The sequence below is a fragment of the Nostoc sp. genome (assembly GCF_036917575.1).
Taxonomy (GTDB): Bacteria; Cyanobacteriota; Cyanobacteriia; order Cyanobacteriales; family Nostocaceae; genus Nostoc.
Genome location: NZ_JBALDC010000045.1, coordinates 204,113 through 227,668 on the forward strand (window position 1 = coordinate 204,113; position 23,556 = coordinate 227,668).

General features: G+C 41.7%; 21 protein-coding genes. 11 read left to right on the forward strand and 10 right to left on the reverse strand.

Annotation, left to right across the window (positions count from 1 at the left end; translation table 11 throughout):
• The first annotated feature begins 530 nt into the window (after positions 1-530).
• Positions 531-1,508, forward strand: coding sequence for a sucrase ferredoxin (locus V7K79_RS12570; RefSeq protein WP_335048052.1), 978 nt, complete (start codon positions 531-533; stop codon positions 1,506-1,508).
• A gap of 36 nt (positions 1,509-1,544) precedes the next feature.
• Here the strand turns inward: V7K79_RS12570 and V7K79_RS12575 are convergent, their stop codons facing one another.
• Positions 1,545-3,140 (reverse strand): helix-turn-helix domain-containing protein, encoded by a 1,596-nt coding sequence (locus V7K79_RS12575; RefSeq protein ID WP_335048054.1) that lies wholly within the window; start codon positions 3,138-3,140, stop codon positions 1,545-1,547.
• A gap of 1,070 nt (positions 3,141-4,210) precedes the next feature.
• Between V7K79_RS12575 and fdxB the strand changes: the two genes are divergently transcribed.
• The 7 genes from fdxB (at position 4,211) to V7K79_RS12610 (ending at position 10,529) form a co-directional block, all read left to right on the forward strand.
• A complete protein-coding gene (fdxB, locus tag V7K79_RS12580) occupies positions 4,211-4,504 on the forward strand; it encodes a ferredoxin III, nif-specific (protein ID WP_335048056.1) in 294 nt (97 codons plus the stop codon).
• A 473-nt stretch (positions 4,505-4,977) separates the two neighbouring features.
• Entirely contained in the window at positions 4,978-5,967 is a 990-nt protein-coding gene (locus V7K79_RS12585; protein ID WP_335048058.1) for a cytochrome c oxidase subunit II, read from the forward strand.
• A gap of 92 nt (positions 5,968-6,059) precedes the next feature.
• Positions 6,060-7,748 carry a cytochrome c oxidase subunit I gene (gene ctaD / locus V7K79_RS12590; RefSeq protein WP_335048128.1) on the forward strand — a complete coding sequence of 563 codons (1,689 nt, stop codon included), beginning with the start codon at positions 6,060-6,062 and terminating at the stop codon, positions 7,746-7,748.
• Between the two features lie 241 nt (positions 7,749-7,989).
• Entirely contained in the window at positions 7,990-8,589 is a 600-nt protein-coding gene (locus V7K79_RS12595) for a cytochrome c oxidase subunit 3 (RefSeq protein ID WP_335048129.1), read from the forward strand.
• Positions 8,590-8,683: 94 nt separating this feature from the next.
• The gene (locus V7K79_RS12600) at positions 8,684-9,169 is read left to right on the forward strand and encodes a hypothetical protein (protein WP_335048060.1); all 486 of its coding nucleotides are present in this window, start codon (positions 8,684-8,686) and stop codon (positions 9,167-9,169) included.
• Positions 9,170-9,371: 202 nt separating this feature from the next.
• Entirely contained in the window at positions 9,372-9,983 is a 612-nt protein-coding gene (locus V7K79_RS12605) for a cupin (RefSeq protein ID WP_335048062.1), read from the forward strand.
• Between the two features lie 96 nt (positions 9,984-10,079).
• Positions 10,080-10,529: an ArsC/Spx/MgsR family protein gene (locus tag V7K79_RS12610; protein WP_335048064.1), complete on the forward strand. Its 450-nt coding sequence runs from the start codon at positions 10,080-10,082 to the stop codon at positions 10,527-10,529.
• A gap of 298 nt (positions 10,530-10,827) precedes the next feature.
• Here the strand turns inward: V7K79_RS12610 and V7K79_RS12615 are convergent, their stop codons facing one another.
• The 3 genes from V7K79_RS12615 to V7K79_RS12625 all read right to left on the reverse strand — a co-directional run bounded on the left by V7K79_RS12615 (position 10,828) and on the right by V7K79_RS12625 (position 14,310).
• Positions 10,828-11,907 (reverse strand): fatty acid desaturase, encoded by a 1,080-nt coding sequence (locus V7K79_RS12615; RefSeq protein WP_335048066.1) that lies wholly within the window; start codon positions 11,905-11,907, stop codon positions 10,828-10,830.
• Between the two features lie 217 nt (positions 11,908-12,124).
• A complete protein-coding gene (locus V7K79_RS12620; protein ID WP_335048067.1) occupies positions 12,125-13,177 on the reverse strand; it encodes a fatty acid desaturase in 1,053 nt (350 codons plus the stop codon).
• A 305-nt stretch (positions 13,178-13,482) separates the two neighbouring features.
• A complete protein-coding gene (locus V7K79_RS12625; protein WP_335048069.1) occupies positions 13,483-14,310 on the reverse strand; it encodes an acyl-CoA desaturase in 828 nt (275 codons plus the stop codon).
• Between the two features lie 84 nt (positions 14,311-14,394).
• Between V7K79_RS12625 and V7K79_RS12630 the strand changes: the two genes are divergently transcribed.
• Positions 14,395-15,645, forward strand: coding sequence for a methionine gamma-lyase family protein (locus V7K79_RS12630; RefSeq protein ID WP_335048071.1), 1,251 nt, complete (start codon positions 14,395-14,397; stop codon positions 15,643-15,645).
• Positions 15,645-16,493, forward strand: coding sequence for an alpha/beta fold hydrolase (locus V7K79_RS12635; RefSeq protein ID WP_335048073.1), 849 nt, complete (start codon positions 15,645-15,647; stop codon positions 16,491-16,493). The genes V7K79_RS12630 and V7K79_RS12635 overlap by 1 nt, the downstream gene beginning before the upstream one ends.
• A 161-nt stretch (positions 16,494-16,654) precedes the next feature.
• On the opposite strand, the gene V7K79_RS12640 is transcribed toward V7K79_RS12635, so the two are convergent.
• From V7K79_RS12640 to carA, 5 genes are all read right to left on the reverse strand, one after another.
• On the reverse strand, positions 16,655-16,957 hold the full coding sequence (locus V7K79_RS12640) for a DUF1816 domain-containing protein (RefSeq protein WP_335048074.1): 303 nt from the start codon (positions 16,955-16,957) through the stop codon (positions 16,655-16,657).
• Between the two features lie 80 nt (positions 16,958-17,037).
• Positions 17,038-18,174: a 23S rRNA (guanosine(2251)-2'-O)-methyltransferase RlmB gene (gene rlmB / locus V7K79_RS12645; protein WP_335048077.1), complete on the reverse strand. Its 1,137-nt coding sequence runs from the start codon at positions 18,172-18,174 to the stop codon at positions 17,038-17,040.
• 92 nt (positions 18,175-18,266) lie between these two features.
• A complete protein-coding gene (locus V7K79_RS12650; RefSeq protein WP_335048079.1) occupies positions 18,267-18,746 on the reverse strand; it encodes a Mini-ribonuclease 3 in 480 nt (159 codons plus the stop codon).
• Positions 18,747-19,325: 579 nt separating this feature from the next.
• The gene (locus tag V7K79_RS12655) at positions 19,326-19,691 is read right to left on the reverse strand and encodes an STAS domain-containing protein (RefSeq protein WP_179069247.1); all 366 of its coding nucleotides are present in this window, start codon (positions 19,689-19,691) and stop codon (positions 19,326-19,328) included.
• Positions 19,692-19,926: 235 nt separating this feature from the next.
• Positions 19,927-21,114, reverse strand: coding sequence for a glutamine-hydrolyzing carbamoyl-phosphate synthase small subunit (gene carA / locus V7K79_RS12660; RefSeq protein ID WP_335048130.1), 1,188 nt, complete (start codon positions 21,112-21,114; stop codon positions 19,927-19,929).
• A gap of 206 nt (positions 21,115-21,320) precedes the next feature.
• Between carA and V7K79_RS12665 the strand changes: the two genes are divergently transcribed.
• Positions 21,321-22,364 carry a retropepsin-like aspartic protease family protein gene (locus V7K79_RS12665; protein ID WP_335048081.1) on the forward strand — a complete coding sequence of 348 codons (1,044 nt, stop codon included), beginning with the start codon at positions 21,321-21,323 and terminating at the stop codon, positions 22,362-22,364.
• Here the strand turns inward: V7K79_RS12665 and trpD are convergent.
• Positions 22,294-23,409 carry an anthranilate phosphoribosyltransferase gene (gene trpD, locus V7K79_RS12670; RefSeq protein WP_335048083.1) on the reverse strand — a complete coding sequence of 372 codons (1,116 nt, stop codon included), beginning with the start codon at positions 23,407-23,409 and terminating at the stop codon, positions 22,294-22,296. The genes V7K79_RS12665 and trpD overlap by 71 nt on opposite strands.
• Positions 23,410-23,556 lie beyond the last annotated feature (147 nt).

A 23,556-nucleotide genomic window follows, 5' to 3' on the forward strand; every position in this document is an offset into this window, starting at 1 on the left:
CTTTATGAATATATTTTTCATAAAATCAGCACAGAATTATATGTTTATGTGTGAAAACAGGATATGTAACTAGCTATGTAGATAATTTCGGCAAAACTTTAAACAACTAAGTTGCTACGAGAAATATTTTTGATTGTAGTATCAGCTACATCGATGATAAGTCTCTAAGTCGCTTTGCGTCTTATGTACCAGGTTTAATATATTTAATTTTGCTAAGAAAACCAAGTTTATAAAAAGTGAGTTTCCGCAACTTAAAATTTATTAAATACCAAATAACAATAAAACTAGATACAAAATTAACGCCACTCATACGGAAAAATATCTATTGACACTGTTTATCTTTATTGTGGAGAATTTATTAATTGGAAAGACCTCAATCAATCATGATGTTATAAAGTGGCTATCTAATTTGAACTGAGAAATGAATACTGTTCTTTTTTATCTCCTTTAGTCAAGGATATTGTAGCTAAGAACACAACTGTATTTGGAAATACCTTTTGTCCATAAAATATGCTAATGAGTACAGCGAGATGAAGACTTTTTTTTGTTCTGACGATTCACTGCAAATAGGAGAAGATGTTATTGGTAGTGCCACCAATTATCAAACTTATGTTTTAGTTGAGTGTCCTCTACCTTGGACATCAGAAGCTTTTAACTCAAAATGGGTGCCTGAGAATTTGAGGATTTTGGTAGAAGAAGTGAAGCGTACTAAACTACCGATTAGATTCCTCTTAATTGCTAATGATGTGTCACACAAGGTAAATCACACTACACTTTTGATTTATCAAAAACAAGAGGGGCTAAGTAATGGATACCAGAAACAAGAGTTTCAGCTAGCAAATATTGAGCAAGTAGCAGGAGTTGTCCAAAAATGGATATGGGGTATCAATTCTAATTTTGAGGTAGAAACTAGTAGAACTAGAGATATTTTAGTTTGTACTCACGGTAGCCATGATAAGTGTTGTGCGAGATATGGCACTCCTTTTTACTTCCAGATTACAGCGAGTAATACTGATTTGTGCTTAGATAATGTGCGAATTTGGAAATCATCGCATTTTGGTGGACATCGGTTTGCACCAACAGTTATAGACTTGCCAGAAGGAAGATATTACGGTCGTCTCGATCGAGATTCATTTAGATCGATTTTGACTCGTACTGGCGATATTCACTGCTTACAAAAAGTCTATCGAGGTTGGGGAATTTTGCCTACTACACTTCAGGTTTTGGAAAGAGAGTTAATACTCAGTCAAGGATGGGATTGGTTTAACTACAAAGTTGCAGGCAAAATCTTAGAGCAAAGTTTAGACAATAATACTATCTTAGCTGAACTAAGTTTTGAACAACCTTCTGGTTCTCTCTACACTTACCAGGCTAAACTTGTGAAAGATGAAACCAAGACTCAACAACTGAAGAGTTCATGCAATGCTACACGAAAGTCAGTAGTTACTAAATATACTGTCGGTAGTTTCTGGATGACCTCTGATAAAGTAATGAGTTATAGTACATAGAAGTAAATGAATAATTGTTTAATTCCAAATTCCGAATCAAGATGAAGCCATATTTAAGACTTTTCGTAACAGTACTTGGTCTTCTAATTTGGCTTTTAAACGACCATTTTCGATATCTCGAATCCAGCTTTGGCTTTTACCTGTGAGTTTTGCCAATTCTCTTTGGGAGAGATTCAAATTTTTTCGCGCTTGCAAAATCTGCTCGCCTAGCAAATCGTTTATCGCTTTGGGCTTTCTTTTGGCTTTAGCAGTTCTTGTTTTCTTTTTTTCCGATTCTAAAATTTGCTGTTCCCATTCTGGCGGCAGTTCAAAAGCCAAAATCCGCGCATTCATTAGCAAATTCCATTTACCACGGGGGCCTGTATCTGTGAGGCGAGTTTCAGCACCACCGTCATTAGTCCAAAATTCTAATGCTTCATCTGGATCTTCGGGAAGATCGATTAATTTCGCCCACAAAGGTTGAATTTCTGGTGGGTAAGTAACCGGATCGAAAAGCGGTTTCATTCCATAGTGATTGAGAATTTCTAAATCGCTTTCAAAGGTTCGCAACAGACGTTTGCGTTCTTCTCGTTGTCTGGATGCAAGGGCGACTTTTTCCTCACCGTAAGCAATACGCAGCAAGGTAGGAATGGTAATGCGTTGTTCTTTGCCCATTTTGGTTTTAAACAGCAACCACAGCATTAATCGAACTGCGCCTTCATGTTGCTGCCAAATGCTCATGACTGTGGTAAGCAGTGTTTTGGGAAGACTGCCGTATTGATAAAATGCGGTTCGTTCTTTACATGCTTGTTTGTTTAAGAAATATTGTGCCCAGACACCTACTTTTACTTTAAAAGTTAGCCCAATCAGATATTTGCATCCAAGATTGTCTTCTTGAAAGTGGTGTTGAATATCTACCAAGTGCCATAAGCGGCTTTTGACGACAGAGAATCCGTTAATTCGACCTTGTTGGGGCCAGTCAATGGAGATAATTAGGGAGCAAGCTTGCTGAACGATATTTTTCATTAAAGCTAGCTTGGCAGCTTTGCTCAAGTCTTTGCGTTTCTCCATCCCCAAATATTTCTCAATTTGTCGCTCATCGATCGCAAATTCTTCCTCCCAAGGTTGCTCTAAGGCTGTAGCATAAGCTGCGAAAATTAGATGTATGCAAGCGGCTCTGATGTCAAGCCCCTCAATTGCTGCTATATCTGTGGCCTTATCGTTTACTTTCAAGGGATCTTGGATATGAAAAGCGATCGCACCTCGCCCTTGATTGACTTGTCGGCTGTAACTGATGTAGCCTTCTTCATCGGTTTCCCAATTTAAGGATGTACGCTGCGCTAGTACATTACAAGCTTCCCAAATTGCGATCGCTGAAGCAAATGGATTATTCTTGCCATTAGAAAACAAGTCTAAGCTGGTAGTATCTCTTGGTTCGACTTTGCATCTTCCCTTTTTCGCCTGCCAAGGAATAGGAGAATTAGTTGGACAAGCTATTACACATTGCGGTTCTGAATAATAGCCCTCACAATTATTACAAAGACCAGGATCAACCCAGTATTCATTGTCTTCTATTCTGATTGCACCCGTAGGACATTGGGGGCGGCAGTTGTCACATCCAACGCAACTGTTGTTAGGAATTGTATAAGGCATTTGGCTCTTTTCCCACTCTAATCGTTGAGATGTCTGGCTCAGGTCTCCCCTGGATGAGTCCTGTTTATTCATGACTCGCTACCACATTATCTTTGTGATGAGAATAGTCTTTTCTCACCACATTCAATCCCACATCAACTTGTTAAATTTGCATTTAATTACAAGCTAATTAAGGCTTTAAAAACAGCTTAATAAAAATTCTTATTAACTATACATTTCATAAAAAAAATAATGAATTTGTTCGGATTGAGCTTATCAAAAAAATTAACATTTATTTAATTAGGTACTTAATGAACATTTTAGCTTTGACTATCAAACCTTACATAAAGTATTTTTAGTAAATCTTCTAGCCTCATACAATGAACTTCCTCTGATTTGTTAATAATTTTAATATTTAAGTCATAAGAATATTCTGCCATAAACTTTACAGTTACTTTATAAATTAACTTTCTAGATTCTGACGAAATAAAAATATCTCTTTTGTCACCATTTATCTCAATATTTAAATCAAACTACATTGAGAATTGTTGCTTTCTAAAATACATATTGCATATATCAGAATGTAAATTATGAACATTTAGTTTAGTATACAGCTATACTGTTTATATAAATTTATTTGCTTAATCTGAAAAATATTTGAAAAAAAATATCATTACTCTTATAGATATAGTTGCATTTGCTAGAAATAATAGTTAAATCGGTAGTTATAAAGCACAGATACGCGAAGCTTTACTCACCTGCATAGGTTTTAAATCCTCAAGTTTTTATTTATGTTTTGTATGGAAATGGCCGATTGTGGGCTGCTGCCTCCAGTCAGATATTGAGTCAGAGACTTGGTGAATGCATTTCCATGTAGAGCAGGGGAACGAGGAAGACTAAATATTCATAAGAATTATTTGCAATAATTATCATCTATAAATTGAAAGAAAAACTAATTTACTGTTGTGTTCAAAATCATCGAAAATTGATACTGTAAAAGTAATTTTTGAGTACAAAGCAAGAAAAGATTAGGATAAGATGATGGTTAATGCACAAACAAATGATAGGCAAAATTGCCGAGGATTTTACTCATGGCACAACTAACAGGTTTGACATTTGGCGGTAAAGATTGGACACCAAAATTCGCTCAAGAAATCGACAAAGAAAAATGTATCGGCTGTGGCAGATGCGTTAAAGTCTGCGGGTACAATGTGCTTGGTTTGAAAGCACTGAATGAAGAAGGTGAATTTGTAGAAGATGAAGATGATGAAGAAGTTGAACGGAAAGTAATGGCAGTTACTTCTCCAGAAAACTGTATTGGTTGTGAAGCTTGTTCGCGGATCTGTCCGAAGAAATGTTACACCCACGTTGTATTAAATAATTAAGGTTTTTGGAGTTATTCAAAATTGTTGCTCGTTGCAGGAGGCACTGTTTGAATAAAGCGCAAATGCGCTAGGCAAGGTAACTAGAGGGGAATACTAAAGATTTACTGGAACCAATAAAAAGTTTGCAGTAAACAAATCTGGAAATTGCAAAATGTCAGCTATTAACAAATTTAAACTTGCTGCTAATATAGCCTAATCAATATTAGGTCTAACAGTGCCCTTTTAAAACAACTAGCTTTGATAGAAGCAGGGGGCTAACTTTGTGGTATGAGTTGAAATATAAATTGTCATTTTTTGGGGGAAAGATATGGAAAAAATCTGGAAGTTTCTCCCATTTTTGATGGCTGCACGTTAGAAAGTTAATAAGTGAAAAGGAAATGGGAAATAGGGAATGGAGAATAGATAACAATACCCAATGCCCAATTTCCAGAAAATAACACCTCAAAAGACGGTTTACAAAGCAGGTAGCATGTATGCAACAAGTTCCTGTTTCACTATGGACTCTGGTTGCTGGGATAGTAGTTACAGCAATCAGCATTTGGATTGGTCAAAACCACGGTCTCATGCCCGAACAGGCATCGTTACAAGCGCCTTTGGTAGACGGTTTTTTCAACGTCATGTTTACCATTGCGATCGCATTTTTCTTGGTGGTAGAAGGAACAATTGTGCTGTTTTTGATTCAGTTTCGTCACCGTCGGGGTGACGATGGCGATGGCGTGTGGGTGGAAGGCAACGTTCCTTTAGAAATCTTTTGGACAGCAATTCCCACAGTGATTGTCCTCCTCTTGGGTATCTACAGTGTAGATGTTTTTAATCGAATGGGCGGCTTTGAGCCTGCGGGTCATCCTCATTCAGCAGCTCATGTTGCTCAGATGCCGGGAAGCGCTCTTGCAGCTACATTAAGCGATACTTCCCAAGCAACAACGGCCCCAGCAATAGCCCCAACAATTGGTATCGGCGCGTCTCCTCAAACGCTAAACAAACCAGCCGACTTAGTTGTTGATGTCAAAGGCATACAGTACGCCTGGTTATTTAATTACCCTGATAGTGGCATTACCTCTGGAGAATTACACATACCCGTCGGTGCTGATGTGCAACTCAACCTTTCAGCACAAGATGTAATTCACTCATTCTGGGTGCCAAACTTCCGCTTGAAACAAGATGCGCTTCCTGGTATTCCAACTGAACTACGATTTGTTGCCACCAAACCAGGTACATATCCTGTAGTTTGTGCTGAGTTGTGCGGTGGTTATCACGGTTCAATGCGGACACAAGTAATTGTCCACACACCAGAAGAATATAAAACCTGGCGGACAGAAAACCAGATTGCTCAACAGCAAAATTTAAATCAAGTAGTTGCAAGTAATCCAGCCGACTTATCAACATCAGAGTTTCTCGCACCCCACACCCATGATATGGGAATTAATGCAGCAACTCTAGAGTCGTTGGTCATTGGTCATTAGTCATTGGTCATTAGTCATTAGTCATTAGTAACTGACAAATGACAAAAGATAAAAGACAAATGACAAAGGACAAAGGACATAAGGACAAAAATATGACACAGGTAGAATTTCCCCGGAATACTCCACCAGAAGAAAATAAACCGAAAATGGTGGCTGGCCATACCTCCCATCCGAAGGCGTGGAAATGGCAGGACTATTTTACATTTAATGTTGACCACAAGGTTATTGGTATCCAATACCTAGTGACAGCGTTTGTGTTCTATCTCATCGGCGGATTGATGGCTGTTGCTCTCCGTGTCGAATTAGCAACACCAGATGCAGACGTACTCGACCCCAATCTGTATAACGCTTTCATGACCAATCACGGGACGATCATGATCTTCCTGTGGATTGTCCCTAGCGCCATTGGGGGATTTGGTAACTATTTAGTGCCGTTGATGGTCGGTGCTAGGGATATGGCTTTCCCGAAGCTGAACGCGATCGCCTTTTGGTTAAATCCCCCAGCAGGTGCGCTGATATTAGGTAGTTTCATTTTTGGCGGTTCGCAGTCTGGTTGGACAGCTTACCCACCTTTGAGCTTGGTAACAGCACCAATCGCTCAAACTATGTGGATACTTGCGATCGTCTTAGTGGGAAGTTCTTCAATTTTGGGTTCACTGAACTTTGTGATCACCATTTTGATGATGAAGGTTCCTAGCATGAAATGGGATCAAGTGCCTTTATTTTGCTGGGCAATCTTGGCAACCTCCTTGCTGGCACTTTTCTCCACACCTGTATTAGCAGCCGGTTTAGTTCTGCTGTTGTTTGACCTCAACTTTGGTACTTCCTTCTTTAAACCAGATGCAGGCGGTAACGTTGTAATTTATCAACACTTATTCTGGTTTTATTCTCACCCGGCAGTATATTTAATGATTCTGCCCATCTTCGGCATCATGTCCGAGGTAATTCCAGTTCACTCCCGCAAGCCCATCTTTGGTTATAAAGCGATCGCTTACTCTAGTGTAGCCATCTGCGTCGTCGGTTTGTTCGTCTGGGTACACCACATGTTTACCAGTGGCACACCCGGTTGGATGCGGATGTTCTTCACTATCTCCACTCTTATAGTTGCAGTTCCTACTGGCGTGAAGATTTTTGCCTGGGTTGCTACCCTCTGGGGTGGTAAAATCCGTTTCACAGGTGCAATGCTTTTCGCCATTGGCTTGTTGTCCATGTTTGTCATGGGCGGCTTAAGCGGTGTGACGATGGGAACAGCCCCCTTTGATGTTCACGTCCACGATACATATTATGTTGTAGGACATTTCCATTACGTTCTGTTTGGCGGTTCCGTGTTTGGCATATATGCCGGCATTTATCACTGGTTCCCCAAAATGACTGGACGAATGCTGAATGAAAGCTTGGCACGCATTCACTTTGCTCTGACTTTCATCGGTACTAATCTCACCTTTTTACCGATGCACGAGTTGGGTTTGAAAGGAATGCCGCGACGAGTGGCAATGTATGACCCCCAATTTATCGACCTCAATCAAATTTGTACCTTTGGTTCATTTGTTTTGGCGATATCGGTAATTCCTTTCACCATCAACATGATCTACAGTTGGCTGAAAGGGCCTTTGGCTGGTGATAATCCTTGGCAAGCTTTGACTTTAGAATGGACAACTAGCTCGCCACCTGCAATTGAAAACTGGGAAGTGTTGCCGGTTGTAACTCATGGGCCTTATGACTACGGTCATGATAACAAGCTTGAAATAGAGCCATCTGCAACGCCAGAGGCTAGTGCTTAGTTAGTAGAGTAGCCCTTCAAGGTGACTAGTAAAATCTCTTTTTTCTCTCAGCGCTCTCAGCGCCTCTGTGGTTAACTTTCATTAGTTTTATACCACAGAGGCACAGAGAACACAGGGTAAAGAGATTAAACATCCCTTTAACAAGGATTTTGGATGAAGAATGAAAATTTTGCCGCTTCAGACTTCATTTTTCATTCAAGCTTCCACAACAGACGCAGCAGATAATATTGTCAAAGAATCTATGACTATAGCTACAAACACAAGCGAAAATCACAGTGCAGGACACGAAGAACATCCAGATTTAAGAGTTTGGGGATTGTTGACGTTCCTCGCTTCTGAATCCCTAATGTTTGGGGGATTTTTTGCCACTTATTTGTTTTTTCGCAGCAGTACAGCAGTTTGGCCTCCAGAAGGAAGTGAAGTAGAACTACTTGTACCGACGATTAACACGATTATTCTGGTGTCTAGTAGTTTCGTGATTCACTTCGGTGATACGGCGATTAAAAAGAATAACGTCAAGGCAATGCAACTGTGGTACGCAATTACCGCAATCATGGGGGCAATTTTCTTAGGTGGTCAAGTTTATGAGTATTCAACTTTAGGATACGGATTGACTACTAACGTCTTCGCCAACTGCTTTTATATCATGACCGGGTTCCACGGTTTGCACGTTTTTGTGGGACTGTTATTGATATTACGTGCATTGTGGCGATCGCGTCTTTCTGGTGAATATTCTGCAACCAATCATACTTTCATCGAAATGACAGAAATTTACTGGCACTTCGTAGACATTATTTGGATTGTTTTATTCACCTTAGTGTACATTCTTACTTTGTTTTAAATTGGGCATGGGGTAGGGGGCATTGGGTATTAATTATTCTGCCTCACTCCCTCATAGTCCCCAGTCCCTAGTCTCCAATTACCCAGTTACCAATATGCAAGCTAATACAGATAAATTCTCATGGTTCCAGGTTCCAGAGGACATCAAAAATCTATTATTTTTAGCTGCACAAAACTGGGAGAATACATCAGAATCAGAAAAATATATTCAACAAGCTTTAGCTCAAACTGGTGACAATACAGATGTATTGGTAGCAGCATATAGATATTTCTATTATAAAAATAATTATTCTCTTGCACTACAAACAACTATCAAATTATTAGATAAAATTAAAGAACGAGAGAAATTTCCTGATGACTGGGAGCAACTTAAGCCTATATTAGTCAATCGCAAAGAAGACCCACAAATTCGATTGTACTTAAATGCTTATGCTGCTTCTGGTTTAGTACTAGCAAATTTAGGAGAAATTGAGCAAGCAAAAGAAATCAGTACCAAAGTCAAAGAAATAGACGAAAAAAATGATTTCGGAGCCAGAATTCTCCTAGATATTTTGACACGTCCAGTAGAAGAAGATGATTAATTAGTCAAGAATCAAGGTGAACAATCATGAACAATTGGTTATCTACTACATCGTATTCCTCTTACTCCCTTTTGGGAGCAGGTACTAATAGCAACTCTATCCTTCCTCCTATTAACGTACCTACTAAACTTGACGTAGGTAGTTTTCCTAATGTCTCTCCAATCATTGTCCTCCAATCTTATCGATTATCAATTTAAAAGTTATGAAAGGTAAGGATTGGCTGCTAACGGGGGATGGTCAGCATCAAGCTTGTAAATCTGTAAGAGCATGGGATTTATTGAGAGAAAACTACCGCCTTTATCGGTTTTTAACTGAGGTAGAAGATGTTCTCAATAGCGCTGACGATGAAGCCAGTCGTTTACCAGAACTTCAGATGCTCGTAAGGCGCTTAATAGTAAATTCTTACTGGGTACAAAGTCAGTATTTAGAGCCTTCGTCTAAAACGGGAACCTCTGTTTCACTCCTATATGATGAATTGGGTTTTCCGTTGACAGTGCAAACAGTAACATTTGCGCCGGGAACCCGATCAAACATTCATAATCATGGGACATGGGGAATAGTGGCGGTGTTAAAAGGTCAGGAAAAAAATACTTTTTGGCAACGCACTGATAGCCCAGAATTTCAGGACAAAATTGAATCGACGGGAGAGCTAACTCTATTACCAGGAGATATTATTAGCTTTACTCCCGATGCAATTCACTGTGTAGAAGCAGTGGGTGATGAACCAACTGTGACTTTTAATGTTTACGGCGAAACCGATCCAAATGAGAGATTTGAGTTTGACTCAGTTACTCATCAGTCTAGGAATTTTTAATTAGGAATCGTCAGGATTAATTTCATCGGTTCGTAGTTGAAGCTTTAGCATTCAAAGCGCGAACTACAAATAATTGAGTAATTAGGAGGTAGTTAAATGGCAAGAGTTATTTTCTATAGCAAACCAGGCTGTAAAGGTGGTACTAAGCAAAAAGTTTTGCTAACAGCTGCTGGTCATGAAGTGATACCATACAACATGCTAACAGAACCTTGGACAGTTGAGCGGTTGCGTTCTTTTTTTGGCGATCGCCCCGTTGCCGAATGGTTTAATCTTTCCGCCCCCAAGGTAAAATCTGGTGAGGTGGTTCCTGAAAAAACTGATGCAGAAACCGCCTTGACATTAATGCTGAAAGAGCCACTGTTAATTCGCCGTCCTTTGTTAGAAATAGGCGATCGCCGTGAGGTAGGATTTGATGTACAAAAGATTGATACTTGGATTGGCTTACAAGCTGTGGATGAATCCTTGCAAGAAATCAGCGACAAGCTTATGAAGCAAGATTTGCAAAACTGCTCCCACGGTCATGGTCATCATCACCATAATCATTAGTAGTTCGCTTTCGTGACTTGGCGGGGTAAAGGGTAAGGGGGAAGGTGGGGCCCCCTTTGGGGATAAGGGGCAGGGGGAAAGGTTTTAAATCCCTTACCCTTTCCCCTTTCCCCTTTCCCCTTTCCCCAGACCTTACATAGCATTTTTGGGTTGGCAGACCATTAGGGTGGTTGTAACCATCATGGTGAACAACATCAAAAGCAAGGTGGCTTACAGTTATTAGACTTCTTGCATGAATCAATGAGCTTTCACCCTAAGTCCCTCTCCCAAGCTTGGGAGAGGGACTTTGAAATTGGCTCTAGTCTTTAGCTAATTTGGTGTTGGATGTGTAGTAAACCTTACTACCAGTATCAGGTACAAAATGGCAGTTGACACATGAATGCCATAATGACTTCCAAATAGGTTCTTCCGATTTGTGGAAATACTCACCCATGACTGGCTTTATTGCCTCAGTTGCCTTTAGCAAATTGTAGTGAGGGATGTTAAGGAATATATGGTGAGCAACATGAGTACCGATATCGTGATGGATATGATTAACCAAACCATAATCACGGTCAATACTAGAAATTGCACCTTTGAGGAAAGTCCAATCTTCTCCACGATACCAGGGAAGCTCTGCCTCAGTGTGGTGCAAGAATGTCACCAAATCTAGCCAAATTATGAATACAAGGTAGGGCACAGCATAATATTTCAGCAACCACATCCAACCCCATTGATAGGTGAGGAAACCCAGCAAACCTACCATGCCAATCAATAATACAGTACTAGTGATGACATCCCATTTTTCCGATGGTTTGAAAAGCGGACTGCTGGGCGAAAAGTGGGAGCCTTCTTTATTAGGAGAACGCTTAAACAGATACACAGGATAAGCCAAGAGAAAAACATAATATCTGCCTATCTTTTGGGCTAGAGGCATCTCCTTATATTGTGATTCTGTCACAGGATACCAGCTTTCATCGTTATCGATATTGCCAGTGTTTTTGTGATGAGTTCTGTGACTGATCCGCCAACCATGATAAGGAACAAGTATTGGTGTATGCGAAAGATGTCCAATCAAATCATTCAGCCATTTTTGCTTAGAAAAGGATTGGTGTCCACAGTCATGTCCGACTACAAACAAAGCCCAAAACATTGTTCCTTGCATTAACCAGAAAATTGGGAAGAAAAGCCAAGAATCCAGGTAAGAAGCAACTGCATAAAGCAGACCAATAATCAGGATGTCACGAAAAAAGTAAAAAAGCGATTTTGTTACATTGGGCTGAAAGCATTCAGCAGGAATTGCAGCTTTTAAATCTTGAAGAGTGAAAGGTAATTTGGTCGTATCCTCAGACGTTTCACTACTAAGAGAATTGTTGAAACTGATGATATTTGATGGCACTGGATTCTTTTTTGGATATAAATCGGAACTTTATTTGAGACAAAATCATCTCACCTCTAAGATGCCCACGAAACTAGCGATCGCTAACACCAAAGAAGAGAATTTCTGGCAATTTACCTAACAATTTTAGTCATGAAAAAATTGCCAGATTCTATTTAAACACAGCATGATAAACGCTCTCGTTGGTTCAAGAGCGTGAGTGTAGTCACAGCGCTATTTATTGCTCTGTATAATGTTCGTTGAAAGTCTTATAACCAACATCAGTTGTAAACAATTGACATTGGTCTGTAATCTGCTTCATTAAAGGCCAAGAAAACTGACACTCATCATGCAGATAAGGCTCCCAATTTTCTTTGATGCTGCTGTAAGCTAGCCGCAAATTATAAGAAGGAATCGCAGTGGAAATATGATGAGGGACATGAACATTGATATCGTGGCACAAGATTTCTACCCAACGCGGATAATCGCAATGAATAGTTCCAGATAGCTGTGCTAAAGCTTCGTTCCACTTATTCGCTGTCGCAAAAGGAACATCTGCGGCAGTATGGTGAACAATAGTAAAAGTACTCATCCAGAAATGATAAATCATCCAGGGCACTAGCCAAAACTTGACAAATCCCCAGATACCAGTTGTGGCAATGAGAGTCGGGAAAGCGATCGCTGCAAACACAACTACTACTGCCACAGACAGCTTGATACTGGATTGGTCTTTCGTTTTGAAGTTCCGCCAATCAAAATGCACTACAGCCCAATGTCCAATGGAACCTACCCACCAGAAACGTTTACGCATAAACAGTTTAAAAGCAGATTGTCGGGTTTTATCCCAGCTTTCAAACACTTCCGGTCTGATTGGATGCCAAGCATTGTCCTCATCCAGCTTGTTGGTATGAGTATGGTGATAATTATGCTTAATGCGCCAACTGTGAAAAGGATAAATTAACGGCATCATGAAAAAATGCCCCACTAAATCATTTACCCAACGACGTTTGGCAAAAGACCTGTGACCACAATCATGACCTATTACAAAAAAACCTGTTAAAGCAGTGCCCGTAAAAATCCAGGCTAGGGGCAAAAGAAACCAAGGAGTGATAATCAGGCTGTAATAGCCCAAGGCGACTGCCAAAACACTCAGCAGGACTTGCGTCCAAGCTTTGCGACTGTTCTGCTGAAAACATTCCCGTGGCAGGGTTTTGACAATATCTTTGAGCCGGAAGTCGGAATTACCAGGCTCGTCGCTTAGTTTCTGGCTGTCAATTATTGATGTAGTCATGGACACCTGAATAACAACAAACTCCTCCACCAAGTCACCAAAAAGTAACTTGCTGTAAAAAATCTTCACATCAGCGTTTCGGATTATAGCAACCTAACCGATACAAGCGCACCCGTAAATAGCTTTTTGAAAAGTAGGAGTTAGAAGTGCTAAGTTAAAAATATTACACATCCTAAATCCTGTACAGATGCGATTAATCAGCTAGTGCGTTGCGGGGATTCGTTCACGCCACTTCCTTCAAGTCGGGCATTGCCCGCCCAACAGAGTGGCTCCCCGTTATAGCAACTGGGGTCGCGTCTATACTTCTAACTCTTAACTAACTTTTGTTGGGGCAACTTCACATTAGTTGCCAGACCAACTGCTTGCAGCAATTGAACTGTCATCCAGGTTAAATCGATTTCCCACCATTCCAGCCCGTGACGAGCTGAGTATTGAAAAGCATGATGGTTATTGTGCCAGCCTTCACCGAAAACTAATACGGCTACCCACCAGCAATTAGTCGATTGATCGCCAGAATCATAGCTTTGATAGCCAAATTTGTGAGTAGCGCTGTTCACCAACCAAGTGCAGTGGTAAACCCAGACAATGCGAACAAAAATTCCCCAAATAACAAATGGCCAGCCACCTAGAAGCAAAAGCAATACACCTAGAGCAACCTGGATCAAAATGAAATATTTTTCTAAAAACTGATAAACTGGGTCTTCGGCAATGTCTTTGGTGAAGCGAGGAACATCAGCGTGAGCCGGACAGTAGTGAATCAGCCAATCCATGTGGCTCCACCAGAAGCCTTTATTAGAATCATGGGGGTCGGCATCAGTATCAGAGTTTAAATGATGAATGCGATGTGTGCCGATCCACTCAATTGGCCCTCCTTGACATGAGAGCGTCCCAAAGAAAACCAGTAGATACTCTAGCCACTTGGGAGTTTGAAAACTGCGGTGGGTGACAAGGCGATGAAATCCTAGAGTCACGCCTAAACCACCAGTCACCCAGTACAGCAAGAAACCTACACCAACTGCCGTCCAGCTAAAGTTACCAGGAACAAAGGCAAATAAAGCGCCGATGTGCAGTCCAATGAAAAAAAGGGTATTGACCCAGTTAATTTGAGGTTTTGTTGAGGTAGCAATTGTCATGCAGTAACCTGAATTTGATTTTTCCAGCCTAGTCTGCGCGATCTTAAAATCCGCATATCTATAATTTTTTTGAAAGAGGAACTGATGAACAGCTTAGAACAGCTGCGGCAAGCAGAACAGGCACTATTAGAAATTTTTTCTGGAATTGACGCTCAGGTCAAGCATAATCTAAAACGAGTACTGGATGCTTTTCGTAATTACCGTGTTGGGGCACACCACTTCGCTGGTGTAAGTGGTTATGGTCATGATGATTTAGGACGAGAAACTTTAGATAAAGTTTTCGCCGAAGTTATGAGTGCCGAAGCGGCGGCGGTGCGAGTGCAGTTCGTTTCGGGAACTCATGCGATCGCTTGTGCTTTGTTTGGTGTTCTCCGTCCAGGAGATGAAATGTTAGCAGTGGTCGGTTCTCCCTACGATACGCTTGAAGAAGTCATTGGTTTACGGGGTCAAGGTCAAGGTTCCTTGATCGAGTTTGGCATAAATTACCGTCAATTAGAGCTAACCTCCCAAGGAACTATAGATTGGCAAGCTTTAACTACTAGTGTGGCCCAAAACACTCGTTTAGTCTTAATTCAGCGTTCTTGTGGCTATTCTTGGCGTCCTAGTTTGTCAATTACTGATATTGAAAAAATCGTCCACTTAGTCAAACAACAAAACCCAAACACTGTTTGCTTTGTAGATAACTGCTACGGCGAATTTATTGAAACCAGGGAACCTACATCTGTAGGTGCTGATTTAATCGCAGGGTCATTGATTAAAAATCCTGGTGGCACCATTGTCAGCGCTGGCGGTTATGTCGCCGGTCGCGCCGACTTAGTAGAAGCAGCCGCCTGTCGGCTCACTGCTCCCGGTATCGGTAGTTATGGTGGTGCGACTTTTGACCAAAATCGCCTGCTGTTTCAAGGACTATTTCTGGCTCCGCAAATGGTAGGAGAGGCGATCAAAGGAACTTATCTTACTGGTTATGTATTTGATAAACTCGGTTATCCAGTAAATCCTGCTCCTTTGGCTCCCCGTGGAGATGTAATTCAAGCAATTAAACTCGGTTCAGCCGAAAAGCTAATTGCTTTCTGTAAAGCCATACAACAGCATTCTCCGATCGGTTCCTATTTAGATCCTGTTCCAGATGATATGCCGGGGTATGAGAGCCAGGTGGTGATGGCTGGGGGGACATTTATTGAAGGGAGTACTTTGGAATTATCAGCAGATGGACCAATGCGTGAGCCGTATGTCGTTTATTGCCAGGGGGGGACTCATTGGACTCATGTGGCGATCGCACTCGAGGCTGCAATTAATGCAGTTGGCAGTATCGACAGACAGGAGAACGACGAATAATGAGCGATCGCCATACCACAACTGCTGCACGTCTCAATGTTTACATCCAAGGTCAAGGATTTCCAATTTTGGGTTTACATGGTCATCCTGGTACTGGTCGTAGTCTTTCTGTCTTTACGAATCATTTATCAAAACGCTACCAAACTTTTGCCCCCGATTTACGCGGATACGGCAAAAGTCGTTACAACGGCAATTTTGAGATGAATGACCATTTGATTGATTTAGAAGCGCTGCTAGACCGTTTGCAGATTGAAAAGTGCCTAATATTGGGCTGGTCACTTGGAGGTATTCTCGCAATGGAGATGGCATTACGTTTGCCAGAGCGGATTACTGGACTGATTTTAGTGGCGACAGCCGCAAAACCCCGTGGCAGTCATCCTCCTATCACTTGGCAAGATAATTTATATACTGGCGTTGCTGGCCTATTGAACTATATAAAACCGAGTTGGCAATGGAATATTGAAACTTTTGGTAAGCGATCGCTTTTCCGCTATTTAATTCAACAACATACATCTACTACTTACAACTACATCGCCAAGGAAGCAGTACCAGCTTATTTGCAAACCTCTCCTGCTGCTACTCGCGCCCTTTATGGTGCAATTCAATCAGGATACAATCGGCTTCTAGATTTACAACAAATACAATGTCCTAGTTTAGTACTTGCTGGCGAACAAGACCGCCACATTACATCTGATTCCAGCTTAGAAACTGCTCGACATCTTCCAAATTCTCAGTGGCAGTGCTATCCCAACACTGCCCATCTTTTTCCGTGGGAAGTTCCCCAGCAGGTGCTAAATGATATTGACCATTGGCTAGAAGTTCATCCGCAGGTAATTGGTAGTCAATAGTCAAAATTTTTGAAATATTTGGACTATTGACGAAGAAATGGAAATAGAAGATGTGTGACGCGAGCAGTGAAAAAGACTCAGTAACCCGGTAAAAGAATTTTTTGTGTCTCCGTATCTTTACATTCCCGCGTCAGAGTATCTTTTTCATTCTCTAGCCTAACTTAAATTTGACCGCCAAAGGCAGGCTTTACTTTGCGGTCAAATTTTTCCCCCAAGTCGTCAGCAATTGTTAAGGTATTAGGTTTGCAGCGCTTGACATTCATAATAATTCCCTGCGCTCCTTCGAGTTCTAAATCTTCTATGTATCCTTTGCTTGCTGATGTTGCATCAGAAGAATTTAGAAATGGCCCGAAATAATACGTGCAACGAGGATTCTGCGTCACAATCTCTACCCACCAAGCCAAGCCGATATAGTCGAATGTGTTAATTAACACTTCCTTGAGGTGATGCCAAATGGTTTTCATGATTTTCGCTAATTTATAAACGTCTACAGGGTGTTAAACGAGATGCTGCTTGATTATCTGTTACATTACTTTATACTCTCTTACTGATATTTTTTCAAAGAGGTTTTTTGTAATTTATCTAAGTGCAGCGTATTTAGCGATCGCTGGCGATAAATTTCATAAAGCGCCATACCCGCAGCTACAGAAGCATTCAAGCTGGGAGTCTTACCTTGTAGAGGAATCGATACTAAAAAATCACAGGAGCGTTGAGTTAACATACTCAGACCTTCACCTTCTGAGCCGATTACCAAAACGATTGGTCCGGTAAAATTGACTGTATGCAAAGGTTCGCTGCCACTTGCAGCAGTACCGTAAATCCAAAAGCCAGCTTCCTTTAATTCTTCTAAGGAACGGCTGAGGTTGACAACTCTCGCTACAGCAAAATTTTCTAAAGCCCCTGCTGCCACTTTTATAACAGTAGAAGTGATTCCAGATGCCCTTCTTTGAGGAATTACCAATCCTTGAGCGCCTATTGCTTCGGCAGTGCGGATAATTGCTCCCAAGTTGTGGGGATCGGTAATTCCGTCAGCCACAACAATTACAGCATCGGTTACAGATTTGCATTGCTCAATTAGATCGGGCAATTCGATGTAAGCGTAGGGAGCAACTTGTGCTGCCACACCTTGGTGATTAGCCCCATTGGTCAGATAGTCTAAACGCTTGGGTTCAACCTCATCAATAACTGTGCCATTTTCCTTTGCTTGCAAGAGAAAATGGTGAAAACTAGGATCGTACCGTAGACGGGTAGTAATCCAGAGACGATTGAGATTGCGCTGATTTTTCAATGCACTCAATACTGGATGACGACCGTAGATGAGATCGCTATCTTCTTCTATCGCTTGTGTAGATACAGATGCCTCAGAGAAGTTGCTATTTCGTTGTCGGGAATTCCCATAAATGGGGTTACTATCTATTTTCCTGGGATTGCGATTCGGATTAATAACAGATATATTGTTGCCATCTACTTTTCTGGGATTGCGAGTCGGATTAGTAACAGAGATGGGGTTGCTATCTATTTTTCTCGGTTTACGAGTTGGATTAGCAATAGAGACGGGGTTGCTATCTATTTTTCTCGGTTTACGAGTTGGATCACTAACAACACGCTTACCTTTAATTTTTACGGGTTGTCCCCGATTCGGTTCGCTAGAAGTCTTGACTTTTCTGGGTTTATCCTGCATTTTAGTTATGGATATAGCGTATAGTTGATCGTTGCGATTACCTCAATTTTTGGAATTTAATCTAGTGTTGTGGTTACTGCGAAATTGAGTTTTCACTCTTTTTCTTGATAAAGTATTTGCAACAGTTCGGTTAGACGTTGGTAATCGGTGATATATAAGTAGCCTATTAAAGTTTCTAGACTAGTTGCCTGTTGATAAATTTCGGGATTAAGTCGCTTAGGGCGTCCTGTTGCGGCGTTTCTACCCCGTCGGACAATTTCTAATTCGGTATCCCTGAGATGAGGAATTAGCGATCGCAAATGTAGCGCTTGTGTTTCTGCTCTTACCTGCTCCACTACCAGACGATGGTAAATTCCTGACCGCTGTAATGGCAGCAGATATAACATTCTAACATACAACTCATAAATTGCATCCCCCAAATATGCTAAAGCACTAGGAGAAATTTGTTGCACTTGTGAAAGGGAAATCTGTTGGAATGGATCTGTGGTTGCCAAGAGTGCTTGAGTCCAAGACAAACTCTGTTTGGGAGTTTCATCTTGTCCATCTAATAGCTCTTCCTCCTGTGACTTCACAAATAAATCATTCCTTGACGGGCTACATTTGGCAAGCATTCTTCGCAAAGACTGATTTTTTTGAAGTATGCCATGTTAGTATACCTAGCATAATCAATACTATCAAAATTACTTCCTAATTTCATCTTTTTGATTGAGAGTTGGCATTTTAAATTACCCTGATGTCAACATCTATAAATCAAATTTTGCCTACTTCTTGTGTTCTGTGCCTAAGATTGGGTAAAATTTTAGCATTAAATTCACCCTTTTACTTAGTAGCATTGCCATACTTACTGAGCAAACGACAACTTTTCACTATACAGCATCAAGTCAAATATATCTATAAACAAATCTGCTGGCTTTCTATTTCTGACAAATATCTTAGACTTGATTATTTATCCAATATTCTAGCCAAGGATTACATACCCAAAAATTGGGTGTCTATATCTTTAGTTATTACTCAATTTTAAACATAATAGCTTAACTGGCTTTATGCCTCTCCCACAAGGAGAGAGGTTTTCTGCCAGAAGTTTTAAAAATTAAGCTATCCGATATTGAATCTAGATAGCTAAATTTGTCTCTCAAATCGAGCAATCAAGACTACTTGACGTTTTCTAGAGCGTCTTCAACTGATTTTTGCAGGGAGAGAAACTTCTCTAGGCGAACAAGCTTGACCGTTTGAGTTACGCGGGCATTAGTAACAATTTGCAAAGTGCCTTCGGCAGTTTGAGCCTGCTTGGCTAGCTGCACCAGAGCACCCAAGCCAGAGCTATCAACAAAATCAATTTGTGAGAGATCCAAAATAATGTGCTTAGGACCCTCGTCTATCTTGCTGCCAAGTGTCTTGCGAAATGTCGGCTCAGAAAAAGCATCTAACAAACCTGTGAGGCGGAATAGCTGACAGTTATCCCGGACTTCACGAGTGCCTCTCAGGCTAACGGTTAGATTCAGTGGCTCAGCAATAATTCCCTCCTCATGAGTTTAAGTGAACGCTCAAGTATAGATGGTTTTTGAGCAAATTGTCTACAATCTGTTGGGATAGGGGATTGAGTATTGGGTATTGGAAAACTTTCCCCCAGTCCTTAGTCTTTGATCCCCCATTTGCATTTTGCTATTTTTATTTAATCTCAGATGCGACAACTTGACTCTTGCTTTTTGCTCCGATTCCAAATTAAAAATGCATAGTTCAAAAAGAAATTTTTCATTTTGAATTTTTTATTTTTAATTTTGAATTCCCTAAAGAGGTTAGACGTGCTGTTCGCATGGCTTGAACAAACTGTTCAAACAAGTAATCAGCATCGTGGGGACCAGGACTGGCTTCTGGGTGATACTGTACGGAGAACACAGGTAGAGATTTGTGACGTACCCCGGCAACGGTGCGATCATTTAAGTTTAGGTGGCTGATTTCCACTACTGCCGTAGGTAAAGAATCTGGATCGATAGCAAAACTATGGTTTTGGCTGGTAATTTCTACCCGTTGTTGTAAACCCGCAGGCTGATTCAAACCACGATGACCAAATTTGAGTTTATAAGTTTCTGCCCCTAATGCATGACCTAAAATTTGGTGTCCCATACAAATACCAAAGATGGGTTTTTCACTTAACAGGAGTGCTTTGGCAGTTGCAATCCCTTCAGTGACAGCAGCAGGGTCGCCAGGCCCATTAGAAAGAAACACACCATCTGGATTGTATTTGAGAATTTCCTCTGGTGGTGTATCAGCGGGTACAACAATTACCCGGCAACCATGACTTACTAAGCGACGTAAGATATTACGTTTTACACCAAAGTCAAGGGCAACAACGGTAAAGACTGTCCCAAGATTTTCCGCAGTTTCAGAGTTGAATTCCCAAGCTGGAATTGTGGGATCAGACCATTCATAAGCCGTTGAGGTGGTGACTTCACGAACCAGATTCAATCCTGCCATGTTGGGGGCTGCCTGTACCTGTTCTAACAATTCCGCTTCATCAAGAATAGTTGTAGAAATGCCACCGTTCATCGCTCCGAACATCCGAATTTTGCGGGTGAGGGCGCGGGTATCAATACCGTAAATTCCTGGTATCTGGTTTTGTTTGAGGTAGTCAGGTAAAGATTGTGTCGATCGCCAGTTACTTGGACGGTGACAAATATTCCGGGCGATCGCACCCCGCACTTGGGGCCCATCTGATTCTTCATCTTCCAGATTGACGCCAGTATTCCCTAATTCAGGATAAGTAAAGATCACTATCTGACCGCGGTAACTAGGGTCAGTCAAGACTTCTTGATAGCCTGTCATGCCAGTGTTGAACACCACTTCTCCGATCGCGGTTCCCGTCGCACCGAAAGACCAACCGCGATAAGTGGTTCCATCTGCTAGGACAAGTAAAGCTGGTATTGAGTCAGTCAGGGGCATAGTAGATTGGGCAGTGGGCAGTGGGCAGTGGGCATTAGGCATTGGGCATACTCTTTCTTATTCCCCATTCCTTATTACCCAATACTGCGATTGTTAATTATCTCATAAGTTGAGCAATTGGGAGTTTTAAAGATAGTTAATTAAAATTAAAAGAGATTAAAGTAGCGGGAGTGGATTTGGCAAAGCTTGGGCAGTTAAAATTAATTATGCTTCAGTCTTTTTTATCCCGTGCAAACCTAATTTTTGTATCAACAACTCTAGCGGTTTTGTGCGTTGCCTGTGGTGAAAACAAACTAAACACCGCTACTAATGGTGATGAGCAACCTACGCCAATTGGGGATCTAGCACCAGTCAAGCCTAGTGTTGAACCTGTAAGACCAGCAGCTACCCCAGAAGCACAGCCGCTAGTAGATCCATTTGAAAGTGAACCAAGTCTTTTTGAGATGGGACGAGACAAAGCTGTTGGCGCTTGGAGTATCAGCCAATCGGCTCAATCTCCAGATGATTGGAATTTGGTAGCGAGTCAGTACCAGGAAGCGATCGCGCTGATGCAAAAAGTACGGCGACAAAGCCCAGAATTTGCGATCGCTCAAACCAAAATCACGGAATATCGCCGCCAAGTTAAATATGCCCAACAGCAAGCTAATCCTCGCCCTGTTGCAGTTAAAGCACCTCATAAAGTAGTAGTTGTTGTTCCCCACAGAGAAACTATACCAAAGTTTACCTTACCTCCACGAGAAACAAAACCGTTATCACCAGAGCCAGGTTTGCCGTCATCAGCAGTGGTAATTCCCGATGAAGCAGTATTTACAGCCCCAATAAAAAGGCGAATTGGCGGTACGCCGATTGTGGAAGTCACCTTCAATGGCCAGCAGCAATTTGAGATGATTGTCGATACGGGAGCGAGTGGTACTGTGATCACCCAAGAGATGGCCGATGCTTTGGGAATCGTCACAATAGGAAAAGCTAAGGCAAACACCGCAAGTTCCAGAGCTGTAGAATTTCCTGTGGGCTATGTTAATTCGATGGCAGTTGGTGGGGTAATAGTGAAAAAAATACCAGTAGCGATCGCAGGTGCGGAACTAGAAACTGGACTTTTAGGACATGACTTTTTTGGTAACTACGATGTCACTATCAAACGTAATGTGGTAGAGTTTCGCCCGCAATTGCGATCGCAAATTAATTCCCCAGAAACTCAACTAACTGCTCCAACTTCGTCCAAGCTGCCCCGCTTTGTAGGATATCCTTAGCGATTTTAATACCTTCGGCGTGATCGAGGAAGGCGATCGTACCCGCTACTTGCAGTGCCAACGACGCATTTAAAGCTACGGCGTCCTGTTGTGCCTGAGTTCCCTTACCTTGGAGTACAGCCTTGAGAATCACCGCATTCTCTTGGACATCTCCACCCCGAAGCATACCTATGGGAGCAGGCGTTAAATCCAAATGTAGGGGATTAATGGTAGTTAACTGCACTTCTCCATCTGATAACACGGCTAAGTCAGTTTCATCTCCCAACCCCGCCTCATCAAGTTTTTCTCGCCCGTGCAGCACGATTGCCTTTTCCTTACCCAAATTCTGTAAAGCTTCGGCAACAGTTGCCAAAAGCTTAGGAGTAAATAAGCCCACTACCTGCCCAGTTGGACGCAAGGGATTTACTAACGGCCCGAGCAAATTAAAAATTGTTCGCACTTTCAAAGTCCGCCGTAATGACGCAACCGCCTTGAGTGCTGGATGCCAGCCAGGGGCAAACAAGAAAGTGATCCCGACTTCTTGTAGTGCAGCTTGCACCTTTTCACTAGAAGCACTTAAGTTTACACCCAAGGCTTCCAATACATCTGCACTTCCCGTAAGACTTGATGCGGAACGATTGCCATGTTTAGCGACGGGTACGCCAGATGCAGCAGCAACAAATGCAACTGCTGTAGAAATATTAAAGGTTGATGACCCATCTCCACCAGTGCCGCAGGTATCAATTAAGGGGATTGGGGATTGGGGATTAGGGATTGGGGATTGGGTAGATTCTTGCCCAGTCCCCAGTCCCAAGTCCCCAGTCCCCAGTTTTGATTGAGATTGTAATACTTCAGCCATGCCGGTCAACTCGTCGGCAGAAATGCCTCTAAAGTTCAGCGCTGTTAATATAGCCCCTGATAATTCTGGGGGAACCGCTTCACTGAGCCAACCTTGCATCAATTCAGCAGCTTGAGTACGGGATAAAGATTGGCCATCTATTAATTGTTGCAACAGAATATACCAGCTAACAGAGGATTCTTGAGCAGGGATTGGGGAAGTTGTCATAGCTAAGATTTGTGGTGTTGTAGGGTGTAGCTACGTTGAAAAGCATGGGAGCTATCCTACCGGAAAATTGGTAGTTATCAAAGTTAGCTTAAAAGATCAAGGCTTAACTGCAAAGCTGGATTAAAAAGGTTTTGATTTTGAACTTGT